This is a genomic window from Cohnella phaseoli (genome assembly GCF_003386235.1).
GTDB lineage: Bacteria > Bacillota > Bacilli > Paenibacillales > Paenibacillaceae > Cohnella > Cohnella phaseoli.
This window is the reverse complement of sequence record NZ_QRDZ01000038.1, coordinates 1-25,123: the sequence shown is the minus strand read 5'-3', so window position 1 is coordinate 25,123 and position 25,123 is coordinate 1. Positions and strand designations below refer to the sequence as shown.

Below are 25,123 nucleotides of genomic sequence, written 5' to 3'. Positions count from 1 at the left end.
ACGGCCAGTTTGTCGCCGTTCGTCGCATTCACGATTCCATTAACCGGCAAGTCTGTGTAGCCGCTTAGCGTTTCTCCCACGTTTGGTACGGTCACCACGCCGTTTGCCGCATTGAGGTACACAAACTTATGCCCCGTCGCTGCATCAGGCGTAACCGTAATTTGTGTCTTGCCGTCATTTGTCGCTCCCGCCACGTCGGTCGACGTTACCGTCAAGCCGCTTGCCGCTACCGGCTCAGCCTCGACTACAGCCGTCGTTTGGCCGAACTTCACGACTTTGTCGTTGACGTCAAGCTCCCCTACGGCTAGCTTATCGCCGTTTGCCGCATTCACGATGCCGTCCCCAGGCAACGCCGTATAACCGCTTAGCGTTTCTCCCACGTTCGGTACGTTTACCACGTCGTTTGCTGCATTGAGGTACACAAATTTATGTCCCGTCGCTACGGTAGGTGCAACCGTAATTTGCGTCTTGCCGTCGTTCACCGCTCCCACCACGTCAGTTGACGTTACCGTCAAGCCGCTTGCCGGTTGCGCCCCTCCGTTTTTTAGCAAATAGATCGCCATATCGATAACCGCCTGGATGTTGGCGGCCGTCACATAGCCATCTGCAGGCATATTGTCAAGCACAGCTTGTCCAATAATGCGCTTCTCTTCAGGTTCCAAAGGATTGTATTCGCTCAAATCAAATCCGGGATTGGTAAAAATCCCATTGTTTATAGTATCTATCATATCTACAATCGATGAGGCGCCATCTTCTTGCTCCGGTGCTTTGTGCATGTACATAATCACTATTCTAGTAGCGTAAGCATTCGTAAAAGTAGTGTACAATTCGTCCCTATTTTCGTAAGGACGACGGACGATCATGTAATCGAGCAGCGCGTCTTTATCCGCTTTCTTACTATTAGTAATCCATTGGAGTTTCTGATGATCCATAGCATACTCTGAATAATCCTGTATCGCCTGATACATCTTCTCCCGTGTATCCGCTTCATTGTAGACATCGGATACAGGGTCAATGTCGGCAAAAACCGTCTGCAATCCCAACTGCGAAAACAATAGAAGTATGCTCATCAGAACCAAAAACCGTCGCCCATCAAACAGACCCAACCGATGATTGCGTAGCTTCATTTTAAACCTCTCCTGACTAAACAAGTCGATTTTTGTCTAATACAATCAACATTGTATAATGCAGGGCTCAACAAATACTCAACAAATGGCCGCCTTATAACGACTGTGATTTCGAGTGAAGTTGAAAAGCTTAGACTGGACTTCCATTGTTTAGGTCACATGAACGTTTAAATCCCAGTTTAAGCAACGATAACGTTAGGGAGCAATCATACCAGATATACCAGATCGAAAACGCTTCTTTCCATTCCCACACACCCTAGTAGCGGACGATTCCTTGATGACCTCTTCGTACGTTTTTTCATTCACGCTTAGAGGGCAGTGCCTGCACAAGCACATTCATGCTAAAAGAAGCGCAGGGGACTACCTTGGAACGAATTATCTCGTCTTCCGCGTATAGGTCGGCCAATTCATACCGCTGTCCATCCAGCACATACTGCTCCAACGTAAAATTAGAGAGATCAACGATCCAATATTCCGGAACGCCATATTTGGCGTATACGATGCGTTTCTGCACCTTGTCCCGTCTGCGCGAATGCTTGGAGGAAATTTCGGCGACCAGATCGGGAGTGCCGTTGATGCCTCTTTCTTCAACGATATCCATTCTGCTGCGATGAATCATGACAAGATCCGGCTGGCGGACTTCCGTAGCGGAAAAATGACATCGACTGGCGAGACGTAAATAATGTATTCGTTGCGACAGGTGGCGTTAAGTGAAAATAGCAATTCCTGACTGACCGACTGATGCGTAGTCGTCGGAGCAGGGCTCATCAGCTCCAACACTCCATCGGAAATTTCATAGCGTCTGCCGTCGTCTTCCATATTGGCGTACATGTCGTAAGTAACCGGCGACTCCTTGATTAGCTCTTCGTACGTTTTCTTTTTCATGCCTATGGCGCCCCTTTCCTTGTCAAAATGCTCCACACACTGCTCAGGAAAACTAATTTATCTTATCCGGCTGTACGGGCAAACTTCGCACAATCTCGCCCATGCTGAACGAGGCGCACGTGGCTGTCTTGGAACGGATTGTCTCGTCTTCCGCGTAGACCTCGGTCAAATCATAGCGATCCCTATCCAGCACATACTGCTCCAACGTAAAGTTGGAGAGATCGACGATCCAATATTCCGGAACGCCGTATTTGGCATATACGATCCGTTTCTGCACCTTGTCCTGTCTGCGCGAATGCTTGGAGGTGATTTCAACGACTAAATCCGGCGCACCATTGATGCCCTTGCTGCCAATAATCTCCACTCTACTGCGATGAATCATGATCAGGTCCGGCTGGCGGACTTCCGTAGCGGATAAAATGACGTCAATTGGCGATGAGTAGATAATGTAATCGTTGCGGCAGCTGACATTAAACTTGTACTGCAGCTCGTTCACCACCGACTGATGCGTAGGCGTCGGAGCAGGGCTCATCAGCTCCAACGCACCGTCGGAAACCTCGTAACGATTGCCGTCGTCTTCCATATTGGCGTACATGTCGTAAGTAACCGGCGACTCCTTGATCAGCTCTTCGTACGTTTTCTTTTTCATGTTCGTTCAAGCTCCCTCCGCATCAACAAAAATAGCACCCCAGCAAAGAAACACATCTGTGTTTATCTTTGTGAGGTGCTTCCTCGACATTATTTCCTTCATTATGCCGCTGTTCCCGCAAGCTGTCAATTTCGTGCAATAACGAACCCTTCGTCGGCCAAGTACTCCTCGGCTTCTTCGCGCGTTTCGAACGCCATTTCGAGATTCAGCCCCGCAAACAGATACCACATATCGTCCTCAAACTGCAGCAATAGCTCGTCGCCGGCATCATTGCGCCACTTCTCTCCGGTCGCGCCGTCCGTCTCCGTATTAGCCGCCTTAGCCGATCCTCCGGACGACGATCCACCGCCCAACATCCGGATCGACCGGACCACCAGCTCTCTTAGCTGCGGTTCATCGTAATCGCGAACGTTGGCAAAGCCTTTCCCGTCCGTCTCAACGCCGTCCAACCCGACTGCATACACGTAGCCGTTGCCGTTCGGATGAAAATGATAGCCCACGTTTTTCTTATCCGTCAGACTGGCATCATAATGAAAGTTCACTCTTCCCAGGGAAACGTCTTTGCGCTGCAATTCAGGAAACGACTGCATAATCGCCAGCTTCTCTTCAAAACTCAACATATGGATTCACCCTCCCTTTCCAAATACATTATTACACACCCATTATGACCCTACGCGCTCCGGGGAGCCCTCCGGGTCTCCTCCATTCTCGTCATCCCTCGTAAACCGCCGCTCGATCCTTTTGCTGATCCACAGCGACAGACCCACGAACAGCACGACGTAGACGAGCTCGAACGGCCGCTCGACGAACCGCATCAGATCGTGGCCGATGATCGATACCGACATGACCATGATCGCCTTGCCGAATAGAACCGCGATGAGGAACGAGCGAATCCGCATCTGCGCGATAGCCGCGGCGATATTGATAACGACAAACGGCCCGACCGGGAAAATGCTAAGCAAAAACACATAACTGAATGCGTTGCGGCGCACCCACTTCAAGCTCTTCTGAACCTTGGGCTTTTGCGCCATTCGAACGAAATAAGGATGTCCGGCGATTTTGCGCACGACGAGAAATGTCGTCAGACAGCCCGCAACGATTCCGATCCAGGAGTAGAGAAAGCCAAGCCATAAGCCATAGACGGCCGCATTCACCCCGACGATCAGAATCGTCGGCAGAGGCGGGATAAACGATTTCATGAACGTAAGCGCTATACCCGGCAAAGGCCCGAAATTGCGATATTGTTCCAATATATGGGTCAAATTCTCTTCGGTAATGTTGGAGAGAATGTCCGACACGAGACTCATCCGGGGCCAACACCTTTTCCGCTACGCAGTAATGTGCCTATTATACCACTTGTCCGTTCCCGATACTTCAACGCATTTCCGACAATCCTCGGAACTTCGCCGAGGCAACGGTCAGTCGTTTTGCCCGGAGAGGAGCTTTTTCTATGGCTGAGGACTTCTGTCCGGCAATTGCTCTACGAAGCTGTCGGACAGATTAAGCAGCTCCAGCGCTCGCTCGTATTCGGACCGCGAAGCGCCGCTGCCCTCAGACAGCTCTTCACCGTCGAAAGGATAGTTTGCGCCGTCCTCATAGTCGTTGCCGGTAATGAACACTCCGGTATCCGACACGATGGAGCCGGTCGGCAGGAAGTGCCGCATCGGGAGCACATTGGAGTCCGAGTTCAATAGATCCTGCCCGAAATATAGCTGATTCCCAAGAGAAGCCCCTACCAGATTCGCTACGGTCGGCAACAGATCGATTTGTCCCCCCGTGCGCTCAATGACCGCAGGATAGGTCGCATCCGGAACGTGCATAATGAGCGGTACGTTGAACATTTCCGCATAACCGTACTCATGGCCGACCAATTCCTTCATGAGCTCGCGCTCTTCGTCATTCATCGAGTATACGGGCAAGCCTTGATGATCGCCGTAGAAAAGCACAACGCTATCTTCCCATAGCCCGCTGCTTTTCAGATCGTCGATGAAGGCGCCTATCGCATAGTCGGCGTAATTTTGCGCCTGAATGTACCGCCCGATCATCGAATCCTGCATCTCCTCGGGAAGGGCCAAACGGCGCTTCGATTCCGGCAGATTGTAAGGGTGATGAGCGCTCATGCTCAGCACCTGTGCGTAGAAGGGACGATCGCTTTCGTTCATTTTCTTCAACTCTTCGATCGTCTTCTCGTACAGAACTTCGTCGGACGAGCCGAACGCGATATGATCCGTATCCCCGAAAAAGCTTTTGTCGTAATACCGGTCGAACCCAAGTGCCGGATATAGCTCGGTCCGGTTCCAGAACTGAACGTCGTTCGTGTGGAACGTAGCCGTATCGTAGCCATAGCTCTTCAGCAGTTTAGGCAGGCTCGGCAGCTCCTTTTTCGCGTTGTTTTTCGTCGCCGGCTCGTGCTTAGGTACATATAAAGACGTATTCACCACGTATTCGGCATCCGCCGTCGTCCCCTGCCCAACCATCGCATAGAAACGATCGAAATGGAAATTCTCCCGGGCGAGCTTCGATAAATTCGGCATCGCCTCCTGGCCGTTCACCCGAAGGCCGATCAGGAAGTTCTGCATCGATTCCATCTGAACGATAATGACGTTTTTTCCCTTTGCTGCGCCGTAATAGAGCGGTTGCTCCCGGGACGTCTTCCCTTTCAGCTCGTCGATTCGGGCTTGGGTAATTTCCTTCATATCTACCCTTTCCGCATCGACCTTGTCATCCGCGAATATCGTATAAAACTCGTAATTCAGAATGCCCATTTCTTCCGCTTGCATATTCTCGTTCATGCTGGCGCGGTTAGGCCAGATGCTGATAAAGCAAAGCATGACGGACACGACAAGCAGAACGGACAGCGCCTTGCGGCTAATCGGCCTCAATTGCAGCTGGAATCCCTTCGTTCGGCTCCTCAGCCACAGAGGGATGGCTACCAGAACGAGGATATCGACGAACACTAGCAAATAGTACGGGTCCATCAGCGAGTAGGTGCTGTCTCCGACCTGAGCGACTTTATTGGCTTGATTGAGCGCATGATAGGTTACGATAACGCCGTAATATTTGTAATACATCAGCACCGTAAAATAAAGCAGCGTAAACAGCAGGTTGGCGATCGTGTAATAAAGCAGCTTGCGCTTGGTTGCGAACCATTCGATCAGGCAGAAAACGACCCAGAAAAACGGAATTTCCGTCAGCATCGTCGTCACCGAAGGACCGTCTTCGAACACCACGAACCAGGCGAGACAGCATTTCAGCAGCAATATCAAAGTAAAAAGCACGAATCTCCGGTTGCCCAGCTTGATCAACAGATTCATGTCCATATCCTCTCCCTTGCGAATCGCGGAGAACCTTTTTTCTATTATTCTACCGTATACCCCAGCCTGAGGTTTCTTAAAGTTTCCTTAGATTCACGACCTCCTTATCGATAACCTTGAAAAACAGCTCAAAAAAACCCGCCGTCTTACACGCAGGTCGGTTAGTTGGGGTTGGGGCGACGTTTGTTAGTCTAACGCGGAAATCCCGCCTTAAATGTGCATCCTCACCCTTTCGGGGCCGAATAAAGCGGATAATCCGCTTTAATTTTGCAAATTCGGCTATTTTGGAAAAATAAAGAGAGTTTTCCTCTTTAAATCATCCATTTTCACCTATTACGGGAAAATAACGCGGATTTTCCGTTTTAACGTTTCCTCCAAGTTGAAAATAGAGGAGGGGGCCCACAAAATCAGAGTCCCTGAGATAAATAGAATATGTAAGGGAGGGGTAAGTACCCCCGCCCCCTCCCTGAGGAGCCTCGCACGCCCCTGAAATGACCTCTTAACGGGTTTACCCTTTCCATTTCAGGAGCGCTTCCGAAGCATTAGCACAGCAATCGAACTTGGCTATGGGATAGCCCCTTCTTGCTCTTACCTTTTATGCCTCAATTGCTCCTGAGCCATCCGGATCATCTCCCGCACCATTGCGCCGCCGATTCTTCCTCCGACCTGCCCGGCTTCCTCCGTCGTCAGCTTCCCGTTGTCGCCCGGCTCCAGCGGCACGCCGATTTCCTTGGCAACCTCGTACTTCACCGCGTCCGGCCGCTGCGGATCGACCGAGTAGCCCTCCTTGCGCATCACGTCCGCTTTGAGGGCGCTAACGCCCTCTTCCGCTCCGGGCACCGCCAGCCTCCGTCTTCTACTTCTGCCCATCTGTTCGATCGCCTCCGTTCAGTTCGGGAACGCCAAGTCTAATGTCGATGCTAGCCTTCCCGGACAAAAACGAATTATTCGTCAGCCGCTTCCATCCATTGCTCGTACAGACGATCCAGACGTCCCCGCACATCCTCTCTTGCCGCCCAATCCTTCTCCAATTCGGGGGGACTGATCGGCGTTCCGTCGTGCGTCCGGGCATCCAGCTCGGCCAGTCGCCGCTCTAGCTCGGCGATCTCCGTTTCCAGGCGCTCGCGAATAAGATCGGGCTGCACAACGGAGCCCTGCCGCTTGATCGCCCCTGGACGCTCGAAGGCCGCTCTCGGCCGAACGCCGCGCGATGGCAAGGACTCAGCTTCTTCGGAAAACTCTAAGGCAGCCGCTCTGCGCCTGCTCTCCGCCTTGTAATCGTCGAAATCCCCCAAATAAACCGCCAGGCGTCCCTCATCCAACTCCCAAACCTTTTGCGCCAGCCGATTGATCAAATAACGATCGTGAGTCACCGCCAGAATGGTCCCCGGATACTCGATCAGCGCTTCCTCGAGCGCCTCCCTTGATGCGATATCCATATGGTTCGTCGGTTCGTCCAGTACGAGCAGATTGGGCTTGCGCAGCACAAGCAGCGCCAACCTCAGCCTCGTCCATTCCCCGCCGGACAGCAGGCCAACCGGCTTAAACACGTCGGCTCCGTAGAACAGATAGGCCGCCAGACGCGATCTGGCTTCCCCTTCTTCCATGCCGGCCTCACGGCGAAAATAATCCAACACCGACTCCTTCGGTTCTTCCGGCTGCTGCTGCTGGGCCAAATACCCGATCTCTACTCGCGAACCGAGCTTAAGCTCGCCTCCGTCCGCTTGCTCCTCGCCGAGGATCAGCCGGAGCAGCGTCGACTTGCCCGCGCCGTTGCGGCCGATGAGCGTCACCTTTTCTCCGTATTCCAGCTGCGCCGAAGCGCTCCTCAGAATGTCCTTATTCCCGTATCGCTTAGCCACGCTGTCCAGCGCGATCACCTGTTTGCCGGAACGATCGGTCGGCCGAAGCTCGAACTCCGCCTCCTTGCGATCAAGCGCCGGACGCTTCACCTTCTCCATTCGATCCAACGCCTTCTGCATGGAAGCGGCTCTGCGGAAAAACTTGCCGTTGTCGCCGATTCTGCCCCATTCCATCAGCTGTTTGATCGTTTCGCGCATCTTTTTGATTTTTTTCTGCTGCTCCTGGTAATCGGCGAACTGCTGAAGCAGAAGCTCTTCCTTCTCCTTCATATATTTCGTGTAATTGGCATGGAAAACGAGCGATTCCCCATCCTCCAGCTCAACGATCTTCGTTACGACCCGATCCAGAAAATAACGGTCGTGCGAGACGATCAAGCACGCGCCGTCATACTTCAGCAGAAACTCCTCCAGCCACTCAACGCCTTTCATGTCCAGATGGTTCGTCGGTTCGTCGAGCAGCAGCAGATCCGGCTTGCGGATCAATTGCGAGGCCAGCCCTACCTTCGTTCTCTCTCCTCCTGACAACGAGCCGTAGTCCCGCTCGTACCACGTCTTATCGATCCGCAAACCCCCAGCGATCTGATCGATACGCGCGTCCATCTCATAGCCGCCCTCCCGCTCGAACCGTTCCTGAAGCAAAGCATAGCGCTGCAGCAGCTCCTCCAGGCGGACCGGATCGTCCGCGGCTGCCGGTTCCGACATCCGCTTCTCCAAATCGGCCATCTGAGCCCGGCACTCCAACAGTCCGCTATATCCGAGAGCTAGCACATCGTATACAGAACGATGCGCCATATTGGCGGGAATTTGCTCCAAGTAACCGATTCCGGCGTCTTTGCGCACGGTAAGCAGCCCCTCGTCGGGTGTATCCAGCTTGGCGATCAGACGCATCAGCGTCGTTTTGCCGCTGCCGTTGCGGCCCACGAGACCGGCCTTCTCTCCGTGATGAAGCTCAAAGGTCACATTGTCCAGCACTAGCTGCGCTGCATTATATTTACGTACGTTTTGGCAATTTATCGTTAACATGTCGGTTCCTCCTGAAATATCGGAGGCTCCTGCCCGGCAAATACAAAAAGGGCGCAGGGAAAATTCCCTACGCCCGTTCGGATACGTTAATCCGCTTCGGTCAAGGCAGGAACCTTCTCGAGAGTTGTGAAATCGTATGGCCGAAAATGGACGGACTTCTCCCGTATTCGCGCGCGCCATGAACGATGCCAGCCATTGCAATCGGCAATCGGCTGACTTGGTTGTTCACAAACTCTCGATTCATCCTGCCTTCACCTCCCGTCAAAAATCGTTATTCCGAGAATACCATGGACTCCGCCGACAGCGCAAGCATTCTCCAGCCAACGCCGCCCAAATATGCATTAATCATTATATAATTATTTTATGATGCATTATACTTTTAATAACCGCTCAACCCCGATAGCTGTCCTGCCATTTGAGCAGACGGGCCTCCAAAATCCGGACCAGAGAATCGGTCAGCTTGCCGACGATGGCAAAGATGAAAATGCCGACAAAGACGACGCCGGTACGAAGATAGGCGCGAGCGTCTTGGATCAGATAGCCCACACCCTCGTCCGCCCCCATTAGCTCCGCTACGACGAGACAAAGCCAGGATACGCTGAGAGAAAGTCGAATGCCGAGCAGAATGTTGGGCATCGCGCCGGGAAGAATGACTTTGACGATCTGCTGGTATCTGCTGAACTCCAACACGCGGGCGACGTCGAACAGCTTGGCGTCGACGTTGCGCACGCCGAGGAACGAATTGACGTACACGGGGAAAAACGCGCCCATCGAGATGAGCAATATTTTCGACAGCTCGCCGAATCCGAACCACAGAATAAACAACGGAGTGACGGCCAATAGCGGCACTGTCCGCAGCATCTGAATCGTCGGATCAAGCGTGTGCTCCGCCCTCCGAAACAGACCTACGGAAATGCCGATAACGAGCCCCGCGACCGCTCCAATCAGAAATCCGCTCATCGCTCGAACGACGCTGACTCCGAGATGATGAACCAGTTCCCCGGACAAAATCATGTCGTAAAAATCGCCGAAGATGGAGATCGGGCCGGGAAACAGCATCGGGTTCAACAGCCCAAGCTCGACCGCAATCTGCCAGACGACGAGCACGGCAACCGGAATGGAACTGCCCAGCGCGATGCGGATGACCTTTTCTTTTCTGAACATGGATTTAGACAACCTTTCGTTAAAGTCGTTAGATATGCCAGCTGACGGTGTCTTCCTCGACATGGTTCAGCGCCGACAGCACTTCCGTGCGCAGCGCCTGAAAAGCGGAGCTTACCCGGTTTCGCGGATAGGGCAGATCAACGGAAACGACCGCTTTGATTTTGCCGGGACGGGCATCCATCACGACGACCCGATTGGACAGGAAAATCGCTTCGTCGATATCGTGCGTAACCAACAGCATAGACGTGCGGTTCTCCCGCCAAATGTCCAGCAGAGACTCCTGCATATGATTCCGCGTGAAAGCGTCCAATGCTCCGAATGGCTCGTCCAGCAGCAGCACCTTAGGGTTCCGGAGCAGCGCCCTGGCGATCGCTACCCGTTGGGACATCCCGCCCGACAGCTGCTTCGGATAAGCTTTCTCAAAGCCCTGCAGCCGTACCAGTCCGATCATCTCATCCACCCGACGCCGTACGTCGGGGTCCTTCAAGGACAAATCCGCAGCAATATTTCTTTCCACAGTCAACCACGGAAACAACCGATGCTCCTGAAAAATAAACCCTTTCTCCTTGCTCGGCCCCGTTACATCGGCGTCATCCAGACGAACCGTCCCCTCGTAATCGACGTCCAACCCGGCGACGATTTTGAGCAGCGTACTTTTACCGCATCCGCTCGGGCCGATAATCGAGACGAATTCCTCTCGCCCCAGCGTAAAGTCGATCCGGTCCAGCGCATGGGTCATGGCGTCACCGGACCGGAACGTTTTGTTCAAGTTGCATATTTCCAAAGCTGCCGTAGTCATTGCGAAGCCTCCCGCGCGTGATCATGCTGACCTTCATGAATTTACGGAGAATCTTATCAGACGCCGAAAATCATTGTCAATACGCCTTTTTCGACATCCCCTTCGCATACTGACGATCGATTTCTTATTTAAAATTGTCGTACTCCCGAATCAAATATTTCAGAAATTCCCTCTGCGCGATCGAAAAATGTTTATTCGTCAGTCTGGCCCATCCAAGCGGCACCGTATTAGGTTCGTGATCGACAAGCGGGATTCCGACGATGTCTCCTCCGGTCACCAGAGGGTCGTTCTTCATGCTCAGCTCGATGAAAATACCGATGGCGACATTCTCGGCAATCGTTCTTTTCAGAATATCCACGTTGTTGGAGGTGAAAATAATATTGACCGATCCGTATTTGCCTATAAAATCCTGCATAAACCAGTTCGAGTAATTGTTGTCCGCGTTCACGAACGTCTGATCGAGCAGATCGCCAGGCGTTACGCTCACCCTCCCCGCTAGAGGCGAACGCTTGCCGACGTATACGATGATGCGGGAATCCAGCATTTTGTGCAGCGTTAAATCTTTAAGATCCTCTTGTCTGTGGCGATCGAAGTAGATCAGACCCAGATCAGTGCGGTCCTCCCTCAAATCCTGAACGATCGCCTCGGAATTCTTGCCCGTAATCGCCAATCGCACGTTAGGGTGATCCCTCTTGAACGAGATGATCGATTGAGAGAGGATCGCCACGATGTTCGGCCCGATCGAGAATCGGACTTCGCCTTCGATCAGCGCGCTTTGGATTTGCGATTCTTCCTTGATCTCCTCGATCAGCGTCAGAATCTCGTCGATCTTGCGAAGGATGATTTTGCCCCGGTCGGTCGGCTCGGTGCCCAGCCGCGAACGCTTGAAGAGCTTAATGCCCAGCTCCTCCTCGAATTTCGCTAACGATTTGCTGATCCCCGCCTGACTGACATGCAACTGCTCGGCCGCAATCGAGATAGAGCCGGTCTTGGCAATCGCGGCCGCATGTTCGAATTGCTCGATGTTCATACAAAGGACCCCTTTACATAACTTCTGGTTATATAAATATAAAGCATAGTTATTTTACTAGATTACTCGGAAATAATACAATGCAAATATCGAAATTGATTTCACATCCGAAGGAGAATGCAACATGACTGCTTCCTCATTACGAATCCGCGCACTCAGAAAAACGGGCCTTTGGCTGCTATCCGCATCGTTAGCCCTCTTTGCCTTGACCGCTTGCGGCAAAGACGAGAGCGCAGGGTCCTCGAAAGATACAACAACCGTCAACATCGCGATCAACGGCGGCTTGAACCTGCTGACCATCGCCAAGAAAAAAGGCTGGTTCGAGGAAGCCTTCGAGAAAGCAAACGCCAAGGTCCAGTGGAACGAGTTCCAGAGCAGCGTTCCCTTGCTGGAAGGACTCGTCTCCGATCGCGTAGATTTCTCGTTCATCGGGGACGGCACGGTCGTTACCGGCAAAGCCGCGAACAGCCCGTTTACCGTCATCTCCGTTACTGGCGTTCAAGGCAATCAGAACAGCGTCATCGTCAAGCCGGACAGCCCGATTCAATCGATCGCCGACTTGAAAGGCAAACAGATCGCAGTTGCGAAAGGCTCCTCCGGCCATATCTTCCTGATCAAGGCGCTGCAGAAGAACGGGTTGAGCGAATCCGACGTGAAAATCGTGCAGCTTCAGCCGGACGAAGCGAACCCGGCTTTCCAGGCCGGCCAGGTCGACGCCTGGGGAATCTGGGACCCGTTCGTAACGACGGAAGTGTCCGCAGGCCGGGCCCGTATCGTAGAGAGCGTGCAGACGATGGGCTTCGTCGCTCCGGCCGTTATGATCGGCCGCGATAAATTCCTGAAGGAGCATCCCGATCTGACCGCTCTGTACTTGAAAGTATATCAGCAAGCGGTGGATTGGGTCGCTCAGAATCCGGACGAAGCGGCCGACATTCTCGCAACCGAGAAGAAGATGGACAAGGCGCTCGTCAAGACGCTGATCGAAAATACGCAATACATCAACGATCCGATTACCGCCGAGACGGCGGAAGCCATCCAGTCGACGGCCGACATCCTGCTGGAGTCCGGTACAATCAAAGAAAAGCTGGATGTAAGCAAAGTATACGACAATTCCTATTTCGAAGCATCTAAGAAATAACGGCGCATAGCCGGATAATCATCGGGAGGATTACGCCATGACCGCAGTACGGGAAGCATCGATCGCCAACTATGAGTTGACCGCGGACAAAATCCGGGCCAGCGTGGAACATTTGCCCAAGGAGCTGCTGCTATGGCAGCCCGGCCTGGGCAAGTGGAGCATCAACGAAATTGTAGGCCATCTGGTCGATTCCAATATCGTCAACTCGTACCGCATTCGCAAAATCGTCTCCGAGCCGGTCGAAGCTCTGGCGAGCTTCGCTCACGAAGAATGGGTTGACCGGCAACGGTTTAACGAGACGGATTTATCCGAACTGCTCGCCGTTTACGACGCAATCACTCGCTACAACGCCATTCTGCTTCGCAAGCTGAGCGAAGAGCAATGGGCGTTGATCGGGAAGAAGCTGGACGAGCCTATCCCCGTCTCTCATATTATCGACCGGTTCATTTGCAATCATGTGGATAAGCATCTGGGACAGATCGAACGCAACAAAGCGGCCTACGAGGCGCGCTAGAAGGAGTCCGATATGAATCTTGACCGATTGCTGGAGAGAGCCGAAGCTCTCTATCCCCAAGTCGTGGAATGGCGGCGTTATCTGCACCGCCATCCGGAGCTTTCCTTCGCGGAGACGAAAACGGCGCAGTACATCGAGAACATATTAAACGGCTTTGGCGGACTTATCGTTACGAGGCCCACCGCCTCCAGCGTCATGGCCCGGCTGGTCGGAGCCCGCCCGGGGCGTACGCTGGCCATCCGCGCAGATATCGACGCCTTGCCGATCCAGGAGGACACCGGCTTGCCGTTCGCTTCGCAAGTGCAGGGCGTCATGCACGCTTGCGGCCACGACGGGCATACGGCTACCGTGCTAGGCGTGGCCCGGGTATTATCCGAGCATGCGGAGGAGCTGGAAGGCGAGATACGTTTTCTATTCCAGCATGCGGAGGAGCTGCCGCCCGGCGGCGCGGACGAGATGATCGCAGCCGGAGTTATGGACGGCGTGAACCATGTCATCGGCGCGCATCTCCAATCGCCCGTCGAGGTCGGACGGGTTGGCGTAGTCGCCGGACCGATGCTCGCTTCTCCGGACACGTTTACGATTACGATTACCGGCAAGGGGGGCCACGCCGCCGAACCGCACAAGACGGTCGACGCCATCGCCATCGGCGCCCAGGTCGTGACGAACCTGCAGCATATCGCCTCCAGGACGACCGATCCGATGAAACCGCTAGTCGTCTCCGTAACGCAGTTTATTGGCGGTCATGCTCATAATGTCATCCCGGGAAGCGTGCAGCTCTGCGGCACGGTCCGCTGCATGGACACGGAGCTGCGTGCCGACGTCCCCCGTCGCATGGAGCGAATCCTCGCAGGAATTACACAGGCTCACGAAGCGGAGTACGAGCTCCAATATCATTACGGCTATCGCCCGCTGGTTAACGATCCGGAAGTGACTCGCGTCGTAGCCGATGCCGTAGCGGAGCTGTTCGGCCGCGACGCGCTGTACGAAATCCAACCGAGCATGTCGGCGGACGATTTCTCCGCTTACTTGAACCAGGCTCCCGGAACGTACTTCAACGTCGGCGCGGGCAACAAGGAGCGAGGCATCGTGCATCCGCATCATCATCCGAAGTTCGACATCGACGAGGAGTCGCTTAAAGTCGGGATGAAGGTGTTCTTGGCTTCGGCATTAAAGCTTCTTTAATAAAAAAAAGAGGTCGAGCTCCCGGGCGAATTTCGTCCGGACTCGGCCTCTTCTTCTATTCATTATCCCCTTCGTCCGCCTCAACGTAACGCCTAAGCGCATCGAGCTTGTTCTCCCAAAATCGCTCATAGAAGGCCAGCCAGCTCTTGAGCTCGCGCAACGGATCAGCGTCGAGACGATAGCGCGTCTCTCGGCCAACCTTGCGCTCCTTTACCAGCCCGGCTTCGGCCAAAATACGCAAATGCTTGGAGACCGCGGTGCGAGTCATCGGAAAATGACTGCTGATCGCGTTCACCGGCAGCTCCCGCTCGCCGAGCAAGCGGAGGACTCCCCTGCGGGTCGGGTCGGCGATCGCCTGGAAGACGTCGTATTTCGGCTCCTCCGAAGCTCGGTTAAGAGCGGACATATTCGCCCAGCTTCGCCACAATGCCGACCCAGCCGCCGTTCATCCGGTCGCGCACGACTTCATGAGGCTCGCCGAACTCGGTCGCCCCCTCTGTGGACCAACCGCCGTGAATAAGCGTAAATTCGGTCTGTCCTTCCTTGGCCACCAGCTCGAATATTACGAACCAATCCTTGCCCCAGTTAAACGAAAGTCGGTTCGGCGGATCGATCTCCGTTACTTTGCACGGGGATTTGCCGAAAGGCCCGGCATCGAGATGGAACTCATGGCCGACATTCGGCTGAAAATTGTTCGGCATAAACCAAGCCGCGATCCCTTCGGCGGTCGCAACGGCCGTCCAAACCTTCTCAATTGGCGCATTAAACAGTTGAGTCTGACGAATATCGGGCAGCTTGTTCTCATTAGGTGATGCGGTCATGTGTCACTTCGCCTCCGTATAGGAAACCTTTTGGTTTCATTTCACATCTTCATTATAGGAAACCAAAAGGTTTCATGTCAACCCCTTTCGTTTTTCTCCGGCCAGCAGCGCTTTGCGCATGAACAGCCAGCTCAGCAGCGGAGAGCTTCCTATCGCGAGCAGCAGCCACATCATCGCCGGCGGCGTTTGACTGACATAGATGACCCCCATGAACACAGCCATTCCGACGATACGGCCAACGTTAAGCGCCAGCTCCCGGGCTACGACGTATTCCACTCTTTTCTCCGCACTCTCTTCGTCTTTCCCGATCAAATCGAAGACAACCGTAGTCATCGGCAGAATGTACAACGGGAAGAACAAAGAGGCGCCAAGACCGAAAGCAAGCAGCGTCGTATAGCTGAAGCCGGCGAACATCGGGAGAATAACCGCAATAAGCGCCACGGCTCCCGCCAGCATTCCTCCGTACCTCCACTTGGGTTTGAGCCATTTTCCCACGCATAGAAAGCTCGCAAAGCCCACCGCGGAAGTGAGCAGCATATAGTTGCCCAGCTTCATCTCGCTCCCGGTCTGCACGTAGATTAACACTCCGATCAGGACGCCAAACACGCTCTCGCGGACACCTTGAGCAGCCAATGCGCCCATGACCTTCGGCCATGAAGAATCGCGCTGTTTCAGCAGATGGTATGGCCATTGCCAATGATAGTTCCCCGACGTTTTGCGATTGCGAATGAAAAAGCTGGTGGCGATCGCGGCCAAGAACACCCCCGCCGAAGCGATGAAGATCGCCCGATAGCCGCCTTCGCCGCCTAAACGGGAGATGAGCCATCCGGAACTCCAAGGTACGACAATGCCGATTAGCGAAGCGATCGTCCCTGCCCAGCCGTTGAACTTGTCCCGATTATCCGGCTCCGTCGCTTCGAAATAGACGACATTATAAGCCAGCCAAAACAGCCCCGTCGCCGCCCCCTGGACGATGCCCAGCAACCAAATATAGTGCATGGCGCTCCCTTTCAGAAGAAGCACAAGGGCGTAGAACCCGGCGGAAATCGCGATGCCCAGCCTTAGCAGAATCATCTTGTTGCCTTCTTTGGCCGCATTGCCGGCAATCCAGAACGTCAACCCCATGCAGAGATGAGTAATCAGCGTAAACCATCCCAGCTTGAAATAATCGTTGCTGGCTTTCCAGATATAGATTCCGAAATAAGTGCCGGACAAGGCGGTAGCCATCACAAACAGTCCGTTAACCGCGAGCAGGAGGAGCGTCTGATCGTCCAATTTTCCGTCGCGGCGCTGTCGGCGAGTATGCATGAATCTCTCCTTCGTGTTCCGATAAATCGATGCGTCCTATTAGATAACCTTCCCCAATGCAACGTTCAGGAACCGGATTTCATCCGCAAAAAAACAGACAGCGTACGGCCGCTGCCTGTTGCTCGTTGTCTTATAGAGGTCTCTCGATGGAAAAGAGATCGCCTAGCTTCGCATAGGAGCTGCCCGCCAGCCGGCTTACCGCCTTGAGCTGAGCGGGATCGACATATCCGTCCTTGTACACCGACTCGTCAAGATGGAAGTACACGACTTTCCCGATCAGCAGATCGCATGCGCGCGCCATCGCGCTGCCGCCTAGCGGAATCGCCTGCTCCAACACGCATTCGAGCCTGATTTTCGCCTCGGCGACGCCCGGCACAACGATTTTCGAGCTCGGAACCGGGGTAAGACCGGCAAGCTCCACCTCGCTCTGATCGGACGGAACGCTAGCGGCGGTATCGTTGATCTTCGCAATGTTCGATTCGTCGGAAATATGGACAACGAACTGCCCGATCTCGATCGCGTTTCTGGCCGTATCCTTGCGCTCGCCGTTTCTCCGTTGCGCGGAAATCGAGATCATCGGCGGGTTGGCCGTTACGATATTGAAATAGCTGTACGGAGCGGCGTTCAGGACCCCCGATTTGGAGAGCGTCGTGACGAATGCGATCGGCCGAGGAATGATGCTGCCAATCAGCAGTTTGTAACTGTCCTTATCGCTAAGATCCGCCGGATCGAGTCCGATCATATTCGCTCTCCGCCTCCTTCGAATGCTCGAGAAAACCATTGAGCCGCCGCGTCCGCCTCGGTCGCCGTCAATCGATGACCGAACTGTTCCCAGTGCAGCGCGACCTCGGCTCCCGCTCCCGTCAGCAGCGCTTGAAGTTCTCCGGTTTCCTGCGGCGTGCAGATGGGGTCGTTCTCTCCCGCGCCAATGAATACCGGTACTCCGGCAAGATCGGGAAGCTGCAAATCCCTTCTCGGAACCATCGGATGGTGCAAAATCGCCCCGCGCAAAGAGTTGGCGTAGTAAAACAACAAGCTGCCTGCAATATTCGCGCCGTTGGAATAGCCGACCGCTACCACATTGTTGCGGGCAAAGCCGTACTCGCCGGCCGCCTGGTCCAAGAAAGCGTGCAGCTCCTTCGTCCGGAATTCGAGGTCCTCCATATCGAAAACCCCTTCGGCCAGCCTGCGAAAAAACCGCGGCATGCCATTTTCCAGTACGTTGCCCCTCACGCTTAGAATAGAGGAGCCCTGCGAGATCCTCTCGGCCAGCGGCAGCAAATCCTGCTCCGTACCGCCCGTTCCGTGCAGAAGCAAAAGCGTAGGAGCGCTCGTATCGGAGCCTTGTCGATAAATGTGCTTCACTGGCGATCCTCCTCCAATACGCGAACTTCGATCGGCGTTAGCCCCTGCTCGATCTGTGCCCGATGCGGCTCGAACCAATCCGGCAGCATCAGCTTCTCGCCCATCGTCTCCGCAGGCTCATCCCGCGCGAAGCCCGGAGGATCGGTCGCGATCTCGAACAGTATTCCGCCTTCCTCGCGGAAATAAATCGCATTAAAATATTGCCGGTCGACAAACGGGGTCGGATGGAAGCCGTTCTCCTCGACAAGGCTCCTCCAGCGAGCATGATCCTCGTCGTCTGCCGCTCTCCAAGCGATATGATGCACCGTTCCCGCTCCGCCAATGCCGGGGGCCATCGGCGTAACGTTAACGTCAATGATATTGCCCAAATCTCCGGTAGCCTGGAATCGAACGTAGCCGTCTTCCTCGGATACTTTGCTCAAGCCCATCACTCGCTCAAGCGCAAACGCCGTCCGTTCCGGCGCCGTACTGAACAGCAGCGCCCCGCCAAAGCCTTTAATCGCCTTATTCTCCGGAACTCCTCCGAACGCCCACCGGCTTGACGTGCCAGCATCCCGCTCAACCAACTCGACCCTTAGACCGTCCGGATCTTCCAGCTGCAGCAGTCGCTCCCCGAAACGGCTCGTCTGTGTCGTCGAAATGCGGAACTTCTCAAAGCGCTCCCGCCAGAAGTCCAGCGCTCCCATCGGCACGACATAAGAGGTGACTCCGACCTGTCCTCCCCCGATCCGCCCTTTGCGCGACGTCGCCCACGGGAAGAACGTGATTATCGTTCCCGGACTGCCCGCTTCGTTGCCGAAGTAAAGGTGGTACACCTCCGGCGCATCGAAATTGATCGTTTTTTTCACCAGTCTCAGTCCAAGCACTCCCGAGTAAAAATCCACGGTAGCCTGTGCGTCTCTAACGAAAGCCGTAACGTGATGAATGCCTGTTGTACGCTGTGTCATTGTTATTCTCTCCTTTTATCGAAATGTCCGTTTAGAAACCGTTATAGCTCACGAACTCGCCTACAGGCTTGCGGTAGCCGCGAGGCCGCTGTGTCGACGTGTCCTCATGGCCGATCGTAATCATCATTGCCGGCACGTGCGTATCGGGGATATTCAAGATTTGACCGACTGCAACCGGATCGAAGCCGATCATCGGACAAGTATCCCAGCCTCTGTCCTTGGCAATCAGCATGAACAGCATCGCCGATAAGCTTGCGCTGCGGATCGCCTCGTCGCGTTTGAACGACTCTCCCCGTTCTCCGTAGAAAGACAGTACCGAATCGACGGTCATATCATACTCCTGCTTGCTCATAACGCCCAGATTCAGTAAGCCTTCATGAATGGGGCCAACGTCTTGGTAGGCGTTAGTATTGCCTAACACAAGAATAACGGCGGAGGAGCTTAGCACTTTGTACTGCTTGTTAGCCGCTCCGTAAAGCTTGTTTTTGATCTCCGGGTCCTTCACGACGATATAGTGCGTATGTTGAAGATTAAACGCCGAGGGAGCGAACTTCGTTAAGCTAAACATCTCGTTCAGCTCGCGTTCCGATATATCCACGTTAGGTATGAACTTCATCGCCGATCTGCGATCTTTCACCAATGTCTCGAAGCTGCTCATTCGTCATTCCGCCTTTGATATGATAATTTTAAGAATCTTTATTTTAAGATATATGGCAAAAATAGAAGCGACTTGTGCAAACCAGATGCCCATTGTCTTATTCTCGACTTCCGGCAGCCCCGTGACTGCGCGCTTCTATTTAAATCCCTCTTCCGCCGCTTTTCCAAGCTTTTTGAGCAACGCACTGACCGCCATCTTTTCTCCCTCGTCCAATCCGTCTACCGCCTGTCGAATAACTTCCGTATGCTCGGGAAAAACCTCTTCAATCATCTGACGACCCGCATCCGTAATATCCGCGTACACGAGGCGTCTATCCTCCGTGCAGGCTCTCCGCCGAACGAGTCCCTTTTGCTCCAGCTTATCCACTACGTAAGTGATGTTGCCGCTGCTCATAAGCACTTTTCCTCCGATCTGCTGCAGCGGCTGCGACCCTTTATGATATAGCAGCTCAAGCACTCCAAATTCGGTCCGGTTTAGACCGGAGCGCTTAATGTCCCGATCGACATGCGCATTCACCCACTGGCTCGCCCGAGTCAGAGCGATATACAGATCAAGCGATGTATCCCGTTTATTCTCCGTCATCGGCCTCACCTTCCTTCCGTTCATTTCTCAGCGTAAATGTTCTTTTGAAATTTATCTTAAATTTAAGATAATACAATTGTATAGGTTTGTCAAGCTCTTATTAACGCAAGACAAAAAAGAAGCCATCCCGCAAAAAGTCTAGACGACTTGCGGAATGGCCGGGTCCAACTAAGAAGGGACTGACCCATAAGTAAAGTTGCTCGAGAGGATCGACAGGCCAATTTATAAAACTTTTACGGCGGATCAATTTGCACACAAGAGTTTACGAAGAGAAGTTAGTTGAAAAATCGTACAACGCAGCTCGAATCAGGCTTAAACGGCGGACGTTTGTTCGAAAAATCGAAAAATCGTACAAAGCTGCTCTACTCAGACTTAAACGAGGAATGTTTGTAGGAAAGATCGTATAAATCAACCAAGATCAGGGGTTATATGTCACTAAAGCATCTTCGATGATTATATGAATAACTTCTAGGAATTATCTAGATGTATTGTGGGTCAATCCTAGTCTGTAGTCTGCCTCATACGCTCCTGAAACCACCCTATAACGGGTTTACCCATTCAATATTTCAGAAGCGTATAGCATCGGAAGGAGGTATATACCCCTGTCACGTTTATTATCGATCATCTTTCGATCCCGATTCAGACCAGACTCGCAATTGTGTGCCGACGCAAATAATCCAGCATCTGACGATCCATCGCGTTCATTATGCCGATCAACTCCACGTCAAGCCGTTCGTTCCAATCGACCTCGCCGTATAGCGACTCCTCCGCCTTACTGCCGCTTTCGCTTCCCGACTCCTCCGCGCCGTCCCATCGGATCGCCGCAAAGACGTCCGCGAGCGTAATCTGCTCCGCCGGCAGCTTCAGCCGATATCCTCCGTCTCGGCCTTCGCGCGCCTCGACAAGTCCGGCATGGGCTAGCCGCGCTAATATTCTGCGCATGAAGGTCGCGTGGGAATGAACTTGATCCGCGATCGTTGTACTCGACAGATTGCAGCCGCTTCGCGCCAGTCCGACCAAAATATGAACGGCAACGGCAAAGCGCGGGGGACCGATCGGACGAATAGAAGCTCCCATCTTACTCGCCTCCTATCCGTCTATTGTAATTCGGCCCTCCGCGCTTCGCAACTCGCTTCCGGAATCAGCGGCCGGCGAAGGCATTAAGCATCCAGGCATGCTTCTCCAAGCCCGTTTTCATGCCTAACAGCAGGTCGGCCGTATCCTCGTCATCGAACGATTCGGCGACTTTAATGCCCTGCTTCAGTTCGCCGGCCAGTTGAGCGAAGTCTTCCGCAACGAACGACGCCATTTGCTCTGCCGACTCATCCCCGCTCGCTTCACGGACGCTCGACAGGCGCAAGCTTTCGGTCAAGGTCGCTACAGGCTTTCCGCCGATCGCCAGCAGTCTCTCCGCCAGAACGTCAACATGGGCGGCAGCTTCGGTGTACAGCTCCTCGAATTTGGCATGCAGCGTGAAAAATTGCGGCCCCTTCACGTACCAATGGAAATTGTGAAGCTTCATATGAAGAACGGTCCAGTTGGCGATTTGTTGATTCAGTACGGCGCTCACGGTCATGGTGTTGGAAGTTGTTGTGGTCATATAGAATCCCTCCGTTTTAATTTATACTTGATCTAAATATAATATTAGCACGGATGAAAGAATCCAACATGAACATCGGATGAAGGTTCTATGAAGATTAGATGAAGACACCTTAAGGGCGCCCCAATCACAATCACACTGACATCCCCGTCTCCGCAGCGATTGCACGGGATTCCAATGGGCGCGAAGCCGCCTCCGCTCTCCGTAAATACTTCTGCCCTTTCCATCGCCGGAGCACGAGAAGACCTCGTACCCATTCGTCGGCGATCATGCAGCAATAAATGCCGGCCAGCCCCCAGCCTGCATGAATACCCAGCCAATAAGAGCCGCCCGTCGCGACAATAGACATGGAGCAAAGAGCGGTCATCATCGTATAGCGGGTATCCCCGACCGCGTTAAGCGCATTGTTCAGCGACATGTTGAGCACCTTGCCCGGCTGCAGCAGCAGATTCAGCGCGAGCAGCGACGTTCCAAGCGCCAGAATCGCTTCATTTTGCGAAAACAGGCCGAGCAGATGACGTCCCATGAGCAGCAGCAACAGCGCATTGATCATCGCCAAGCCGATCCCGATCGCAAGCGCGCGATAAGCTCCGACATACGCTTCCCTTGTCTTCCCCGCTCCGAACAGGTGCGCGACCTGAATCTGAATAGCCAGAGAGATTGCGTAGCCCAGCATAAAGCAGAACGATTCCAACGTACTCATATACGTTTTCGTCGCCAGCTCCGCCGCACCCAGCATCGCAATAAAGGTATAGATCGCCAGCTGCGAGAATACCCAGCCCGACATGTTCACGCCAAGCGGCCAGCCGATATGAACGATTTCCTTGAACAGTCTCGGCTTGAACGTAAACAGATCCTTGAAGCCGATTCGGCGATCGAACGCTTGAATGAACACGTAGAACAGCAGCAGTACGGCGACCAGCCGGCTGACGTTGCCCGATACGGTTACGCCGAACAACCCCCATTCCGGAAATCCGAACATTCCGAATATGAGCACGTAGTTCATCGCAATATGAATGACGTTCATCGCGATCCCGATATACATCGGAGCTCTCGTATTGCCCGTGTTGCGAATCGCCGTGCTCAACGCGGCAATTAGAGCGGTAAGCATCATTCCGCCGCCGAAGTAGGAGACATAGACGTCCCAGAGAGGCAACAGTTCCGCGGAGACGTTCAGCAGATTAGCCAACGCCTTCGCCTGCGTGAGCAGCAGCAGGCCGATCGTCAGGCCGATGCCGCCGCATACGGTCAGCCCCATAATCGCGATCGTCCTCGCGTCATCGCCGCGTTTCGCACCCAGCTTCTGGGCGATCAGTATGCCCGCGCCTCCCGAGATGGTCATGAATAGCGTCGTAAGCGCCGCAAACAGCTGCCCGGACAAACCGACGACCGCCACCGCATCGTCCGAGATTCGGCTGACCATGACCGTATCTACGGTCCCGAGCAGCGTCTGCAGCAGTACTTCAATAAAGATGGGCCAGGCCAGCGCCCATAGCCCATAGGGATTACGATTGGATTTCACGTTTACAACTCCTGCCAAGCCATTATGCTTTGTATAATCTGCACAGGTTAGACTTTGTGCGCAAAACAAATTATAGTGGCATTAACAAGTTCGATGGTTCAGTTTTCAAACTCGTTCTTTCAATTTACAAACCTCATTCGGGAGGACTATGCGCATGGAGCTTCTGGAATTTACCCTGCCGCCGCTGCCACATTTCATCGCAAGCGGCTTTACGAAGTTTACGATCGGGGAGAAGCATATGAGCAGAAGAAACATCGGCGTATTCGATATGCTTGCGGTCATGAAGGGATGCCTCTATATCGGGGAGGGAGATCGTCGCTACGAGGTTTCGGAAGGAACCGCTCTGCTCCTTCGTCCGGATGCCTATCATTATGCGACGGAAGGCTGCCGCGAGAAAACCGATTACTACTGGCTGCATTTTCAGACGGCGGGAAGCTGGCGCGCGACGGATACCGTCCCGCCTCGCAGAACGCCGGAGCTTCGCGACGAACGAGACGAATCGTACAAATTCGATACCAGCTCGTTTCCGCTCGTGCTCCCCCAGTTCGCCAGGCTGCCCCAGCCCGGCAAATTCGGAGAGCTGATGGAGCAAATCATCGCCCTCGCTCCCGAAGCGCATTTGAACGCCTCGCGCTTCAAGCAGCAGGTGCTATTCCAGGAAGCACTGCGGCAGCTCACCGCCAGCATCGAATCCCAGCTTGCGTCGCCTGCCGCCGCATGTGCAGAGCAGGCCGCCGCCTATCTCCGCAATCACTACCGCGAGGAAATTACCGCTCGCTCCCTAGGCGAAGCCTTAAGCTTCCATCCGGTCTACGTCGCCCGCTGCATGCAGAAAGAATACGGTCTGTCTCCGATGGCCTATCTGCTCCGCTACCGGATCGAGCAGAGCAAGCTGCTGCTCATGCAGACCGATTTTCCAATCGCGCGCATAGCTGAGGAGGTCGGCTTTAACCAGGCGCCTTATTTCAGCTCCTGTTTTCTGAAAACAGAAGGCCTCTCCCCTAGAGAATACCGTCAGCGGTTCTCTTAGGGAAAGGCCCTCTCCTCTTACTTAAAACTCCAATTCGTGAATCGTGCCGATCGGGCTGCACAGCAGCTCGCAGCCGTCCTCGCGGATGACCGCGCCCTTCTCCCAGCGGATGCCGAACGTGTCCGTGGTGACGAACGTATCGATCTGGAACGTCATGTTCGGCTGCAGCAAATAGCTAGACGACGTCTCCATCCACGGCGCTTCCACCTCGATCATCCCTGTACCGTGGCAAGGGCCGTACAGATAGTTTTTCTCGTAGCCGTTATCTTTGAAAAATTGCAGGAAGCCTTTCGCTACGTCGCTTGCCAGTACGCCCGCCTTCAAGTTCGCCTGCGTCCACTCGTGCGCCTTCAACCCGAATTCGATGACCGCACGGCGCTCCGGCGTCAGCTTGCCGAGGCTGATCGGCATGCCGATGCTCGGCGAGTAGCCGTCTACCTTGGCCGACAGGTTGAGCTGCACGATGTCGCCTTTGTTGATGACCCGGTGGGACGACCGGGAGATCGCATGACGGGTCGATTTTTCGCTGAAGATGTACATAGGCAAGCCCTCGTACTCCGCCCCGTTTTCATAGATGACTCGTTGCGCGACGCCGACCAT

Annotated in this window: 26 protein-coding genes and 2 pseudogenes; 4 read left to right on the top strand and 24 right to left on the bottom strand. The window is 53.9% G+C overall.

Translation table 11 applies throughout. From position 1 onward, the window contains the following. The 12 genes and pseudogenes from DFP98_RS39315 to DFP98_RS32660 form a co-directional block, all read right to left on the bottom strand. Positions 1–1,127, bottom strand: a pseudogene (locus DFP98_RS39315) (hypothetical protein); the annotation flags it as partial. Positions 1,128–1,425: 298 nt separating this feature from the next. Then, positions 1,426–1,946 (bottom strand): annotated as a pseudogene (locus DFP98_RS32705) (Uma2 family endonuclease). Positions 1,947–2,064: 118 nt separating this feature from the next. After that, positions 2,065–2,661, bottom strand: a complete 597-nt coding sequence (locus tag DFP98_RS32700; RefSeq protein ID WP_116064839.1) for a Uma2 family endonuclease — start codon at positions 2,659–2,661, stop codon at positions 2,065–2,067. Positions 2,662–2,786: 125 nt separating this feature from the next. After that, complete coding sequence (locus DFP98_RS32695; RefSeq protein ID WP_116064838.1) at positions 2,787–3,281, bottom strand: hypothetical protein; 495 nt, start codon at positions 3,279–3,281, stop codon at positions 2,787–2,789. A gap of 42 nt (positions 3,282–3,323) precedes the next feature. Beyond that, positions 3,324–3,968 (bottom strand): TVP38/TMEM64 family protein, encoded by a 645-nt coding sequence (locus tag DFP98_RS32690; protein ID WP_116064837.1) that lies wholly within the window; start codon positions 3,966–3,968, stop codon positions 3,324–3,326. 141 nt (positions 3,969–4,109) lie between these two features. Then, positions 4,110–5,975, bottom strand: coding sequence for an LTA synthase family protein (locus DFP98_RS32685; protein ID WP_116064836.1), 1,866 nt, complete (start codon positions 5,973–5,975; stop codon positions 4,110–4,112). A gap of 588 nt (positions 5,976–6,563) precedes the next feature. Then, on the bottom strand, positions 6,564–6,845 hold the full coding sequence (locus DFP98_RS32680; RefSeq protein WP_116064835.1) for an alpha/beta-type small acid-soluble spore protein: 282 nt from the start codon (positions 6,843–6,845) through the stop codon (positions 6,564–6,566). A 74-nt stretch (positions 6,846–6,919) separates the two neighbouring features. Then, a complete protein-coding gene (gene abc-f / locus DFP98_RS32675; RefSeq protein ID WP_116064834.1) occupies positions 6,920–8,860 on the bottom strand; it encodes a ribosomal protection-like ABC-F family protein in 1,941 nt (646 codons plus the stop codon). Positions 8,861–8,960: 100 nt separating this feature from the next. Then, complete coding sequence (locus DFP98_RS39310) at positions 8,961–9,104, bottom strand: hypothetical protein (protein ID WP_181918086.1); 144 nt, start codon at positions 9,102–9,104, stop codon at positions 8,961–8,963. Positions 9,105–9,250: 146 nt separating this feature from the next. Further along, positions 9,251–10,024, bottom strand: a complete 774-nt coding sequence (locus DFP98_RS32670) for an ABC transporter permease (protein WP_181918085.1) — start codon at positions 10,022–10,024, stop codon at positions 9,251–9,253. 28 nt (positions 10,025–10,052) lie between these two features. Further along, positions 10,053–10,823: an ABC transporter ATP-binding protein gene (locus tag DFP98_RS32665; RefSeq protein ID WP_116064832.1), complete on the bottom strand. Its 771-nt coding sequence runs from the start codon at positions 10,821–10,823 to the stop codon at positions 10,053–10,055. A 124-nt stretch (positions 10,824–10,947) separates the two neighbouring features. Further along, positions 10,948–11,853 carry a LysR family transcriptional regulator gene (locus DFP98_RS32660; protein ID WP_116064831.1) on the bottom strand — a complete coding sequence of 302 codons (906 nt, stop codon included), beginning with the start codon at positions 11,851–11,853 and terminating at the stop codon, positions 10,948–10,950. A 124-nt stretch (positions 11,854–11,977) separates the two neighbouring features. Between DFP98_RS32660 and DFP98_RS32655 the strand changes: the two genes are divergently transcribed. The 3 genes from DFP98_RS32655 to DFP98_RS32645 are packed head-to-tail and all read left to right on the top strand — an operon-like array spanning position 11,978 to position 14,690. Then, entirely contained in the window at positions 11,978–12,991 is a 1,014-nt protein-coding gene (locus DFP98_RS32655; protein ID WP_116064830.1) for an aliphatic sulfonate ABC transporter substrate-binding protein, read from the top strand. 37 nt (positions 12,992–13,028) lie between these two features. Further along, positions 13,029–13,505, top strand: coding sequence for a DinB family protein (locus DFP98_RS32650; protein ID WP_116064829.1), 477 nt, complete (start codon positions 13,029–13,031; stop codon positions 13,503–13,505). Between the two features lie 12 nt (positions 13,506–13,517). Then, positions 13,518–14,690: an amidohydrolase gene (locus DFP98_RS32645; protein ID WP_116064828.1), complete on the top strand. Its 1,173-nt coding sequence runs from the start codon at positions 13,518–13,520 to the stop codon at positions 14,688–14,690. A gap of 55 nt (positions 14,691–14,745) precedes the next feature. Here DFP98_RS32645 and DFP98_RS32640 read toward each other — a convergent pair whose 3' ends face one another. From DFP98_RS32640 to DFP98_RS32590, 11 genes are all read right to left on the bottom strand, one after another. After that, the gene (locus DFP98_RS32640) at positions 14,746–15,096 is read right to left on the bottom strand and encodes an ArsR/SmtB family transcription factor (RefSeq protein WP_116064827.1); all 351 of its coding nucleotides are present in this window, start codon (positions 15,094–15,096) and stop codon (positions 14,746–14,748) included. After that, complete coding sequence (locus DFP98_RS32635) at positions 15,083–15,511, bottom strand: SRPBCC family protein (protein WP_116064826.1); 429 nt, start codon at positions 15,509–15,511, stop codon at positions 15,083–15,085. Before DFP98_RS32635 ends, DFP98_RS32640 begins: the two co-directional genes overlap by 14 nt. Positions 15,512–15,583: 72 nt before the next feature. Further along, the gene (locus DFP98_RS32630) at positions 15,584–16,819 is read right to left on the bottom strand and encodes an MFS transporter (RefSeq protein WP_116064825.1); all 1,236 of its coding nucleotides are present in this window, start codon (positions 16,817–16,819) and stop codon (positions 15,584–15,586) included. 130 nt (positions 16,820–16,949) lie between these two features. Beyond that, on the bottom strand, positions 16,950–17,561 hold the full coding sequence (locus DFP98_RS32625; RefSeq protein ID WP_116064824.1) for a flavin reductase family protein: 612 nt from the start codon (positions 17,559–17,561) through the stop codon (positions 16,950–16,952). Continuing rightward, positions 17,558–18,184, bottom strand: a complete 627-nt coding sequence (locus tag DFP98_RS32620) for an alpha/beta hydrolase (RefSeq protein ID WP_116064823.1) — start codon at positions 18,182–18,184, stop codon at positions 17,558–17,560. The genes DFP98_RS32625 and DFP98_RS32620 overlap by 4 nt, the downstream gene beginning before the upstream one ends. Continuing rightward, positions 18,181–19,131, bottom strand: coding sequence for a ring-cleaving dioxygenase (locus tag DFP98_RS32615; protein WP_116064822.1), 951 nt, complete (start codon positions 19,129–19,131; stop codon positions 18,181–18,183). The genes DFP98_RS32620 and DFP98_RS32615 overlap by 4 nt, the downstream gene beginning before the upstream one ends. Positions 19,132–19,162: 31 nt before the next feature. After that, positions 19,163–19,789 carry a nitroreductase family protein gene (locus DFP98_RS32610; RefSeq protein ID WP_116064821.1) on the bottom strand — a complete coding sequence of 209 codons (627 nt, stop codon included), beginning with the start codon at positions 19,787–19,789 and terminating at the stop codon, positions 19,163–19,165. A 135-nt stretch (positions 19,790–19,924) separates the two neighbouring features. Beyond that, the gene (locus DFP98_RS32605) at positions 19,925–20,371 is read right to left on the bottom strand and encodes a MarR family winged helix-turn-helix transcriptional regulator (RefSeq protein WP_116064820.1); all 447 of its coding nucleotides are present in this window, start codon (positions 20,369–20,371) and stop codon (positions 19,925–19,927) included. 639 nt (positions 20,372–21,010) lie between these two features. Beyond that, positions 21,011–21,448 (bottom strand): RrF2 family transcriptional regulator, encoded by a 438-nt coding sequence (locus DFP98_RS32600; protein ID WP_116064819.1) that lies wholly within the window; start codon positions 21,446–21,448, stop codon positions 21,011–21,013. 64 nt (positions 21,449–21,512) lie between these two features. Next, entirely contained in the window at positions 21,513–21,971 is a 459-nt protein-coding gene (locus tag DFP98_RS32595) for a Dps family protein (protein WP_181918084.1), read from the bottom strand. Between the two features lie 133 nt (positions 21,972–22,104). Further along, on the bottom strand, positions 22,105–23,493 hold the full coding sequence (locus tag DFP98_RS32590; protein ID WP_116064818.1) for an MATE family efflux transporter: 1,389 nt from the start codon (positions 23,491–23,493) through the stop codon (positions 22,105–22,107). 154 nt (positions 23,494–23,647) lie between these two features. On the opposite strand from DFP98_RS32590, the gene DFP98_RS32585 reads away from it, so the two are divergent. After that, on the top strand, positions 23,648–24,523 hold the full coding sequence (locus tag DFP98_RS32585) for a helix-turn-helix transcriptional regulator (RefSeq protein WP_116064817.1): 876 nt from the start codon (positions 23,648–23,650) through the stop codon (positions 24,521–24,523). 21 nt (positions 24,524–24,544) lie between these two features. On the opposite strand, the gene DFP98_RS32580 is transcribed toward DFP98_RS32585, so the two are convergent. Then, the coding region (locus DFP98_RS32580) for a M24 family metallopeptidase (protein ID WP_116064816.1) at positions 24,545–25,123 on the bottom strand (579 nt) is incomplete at its 5' end.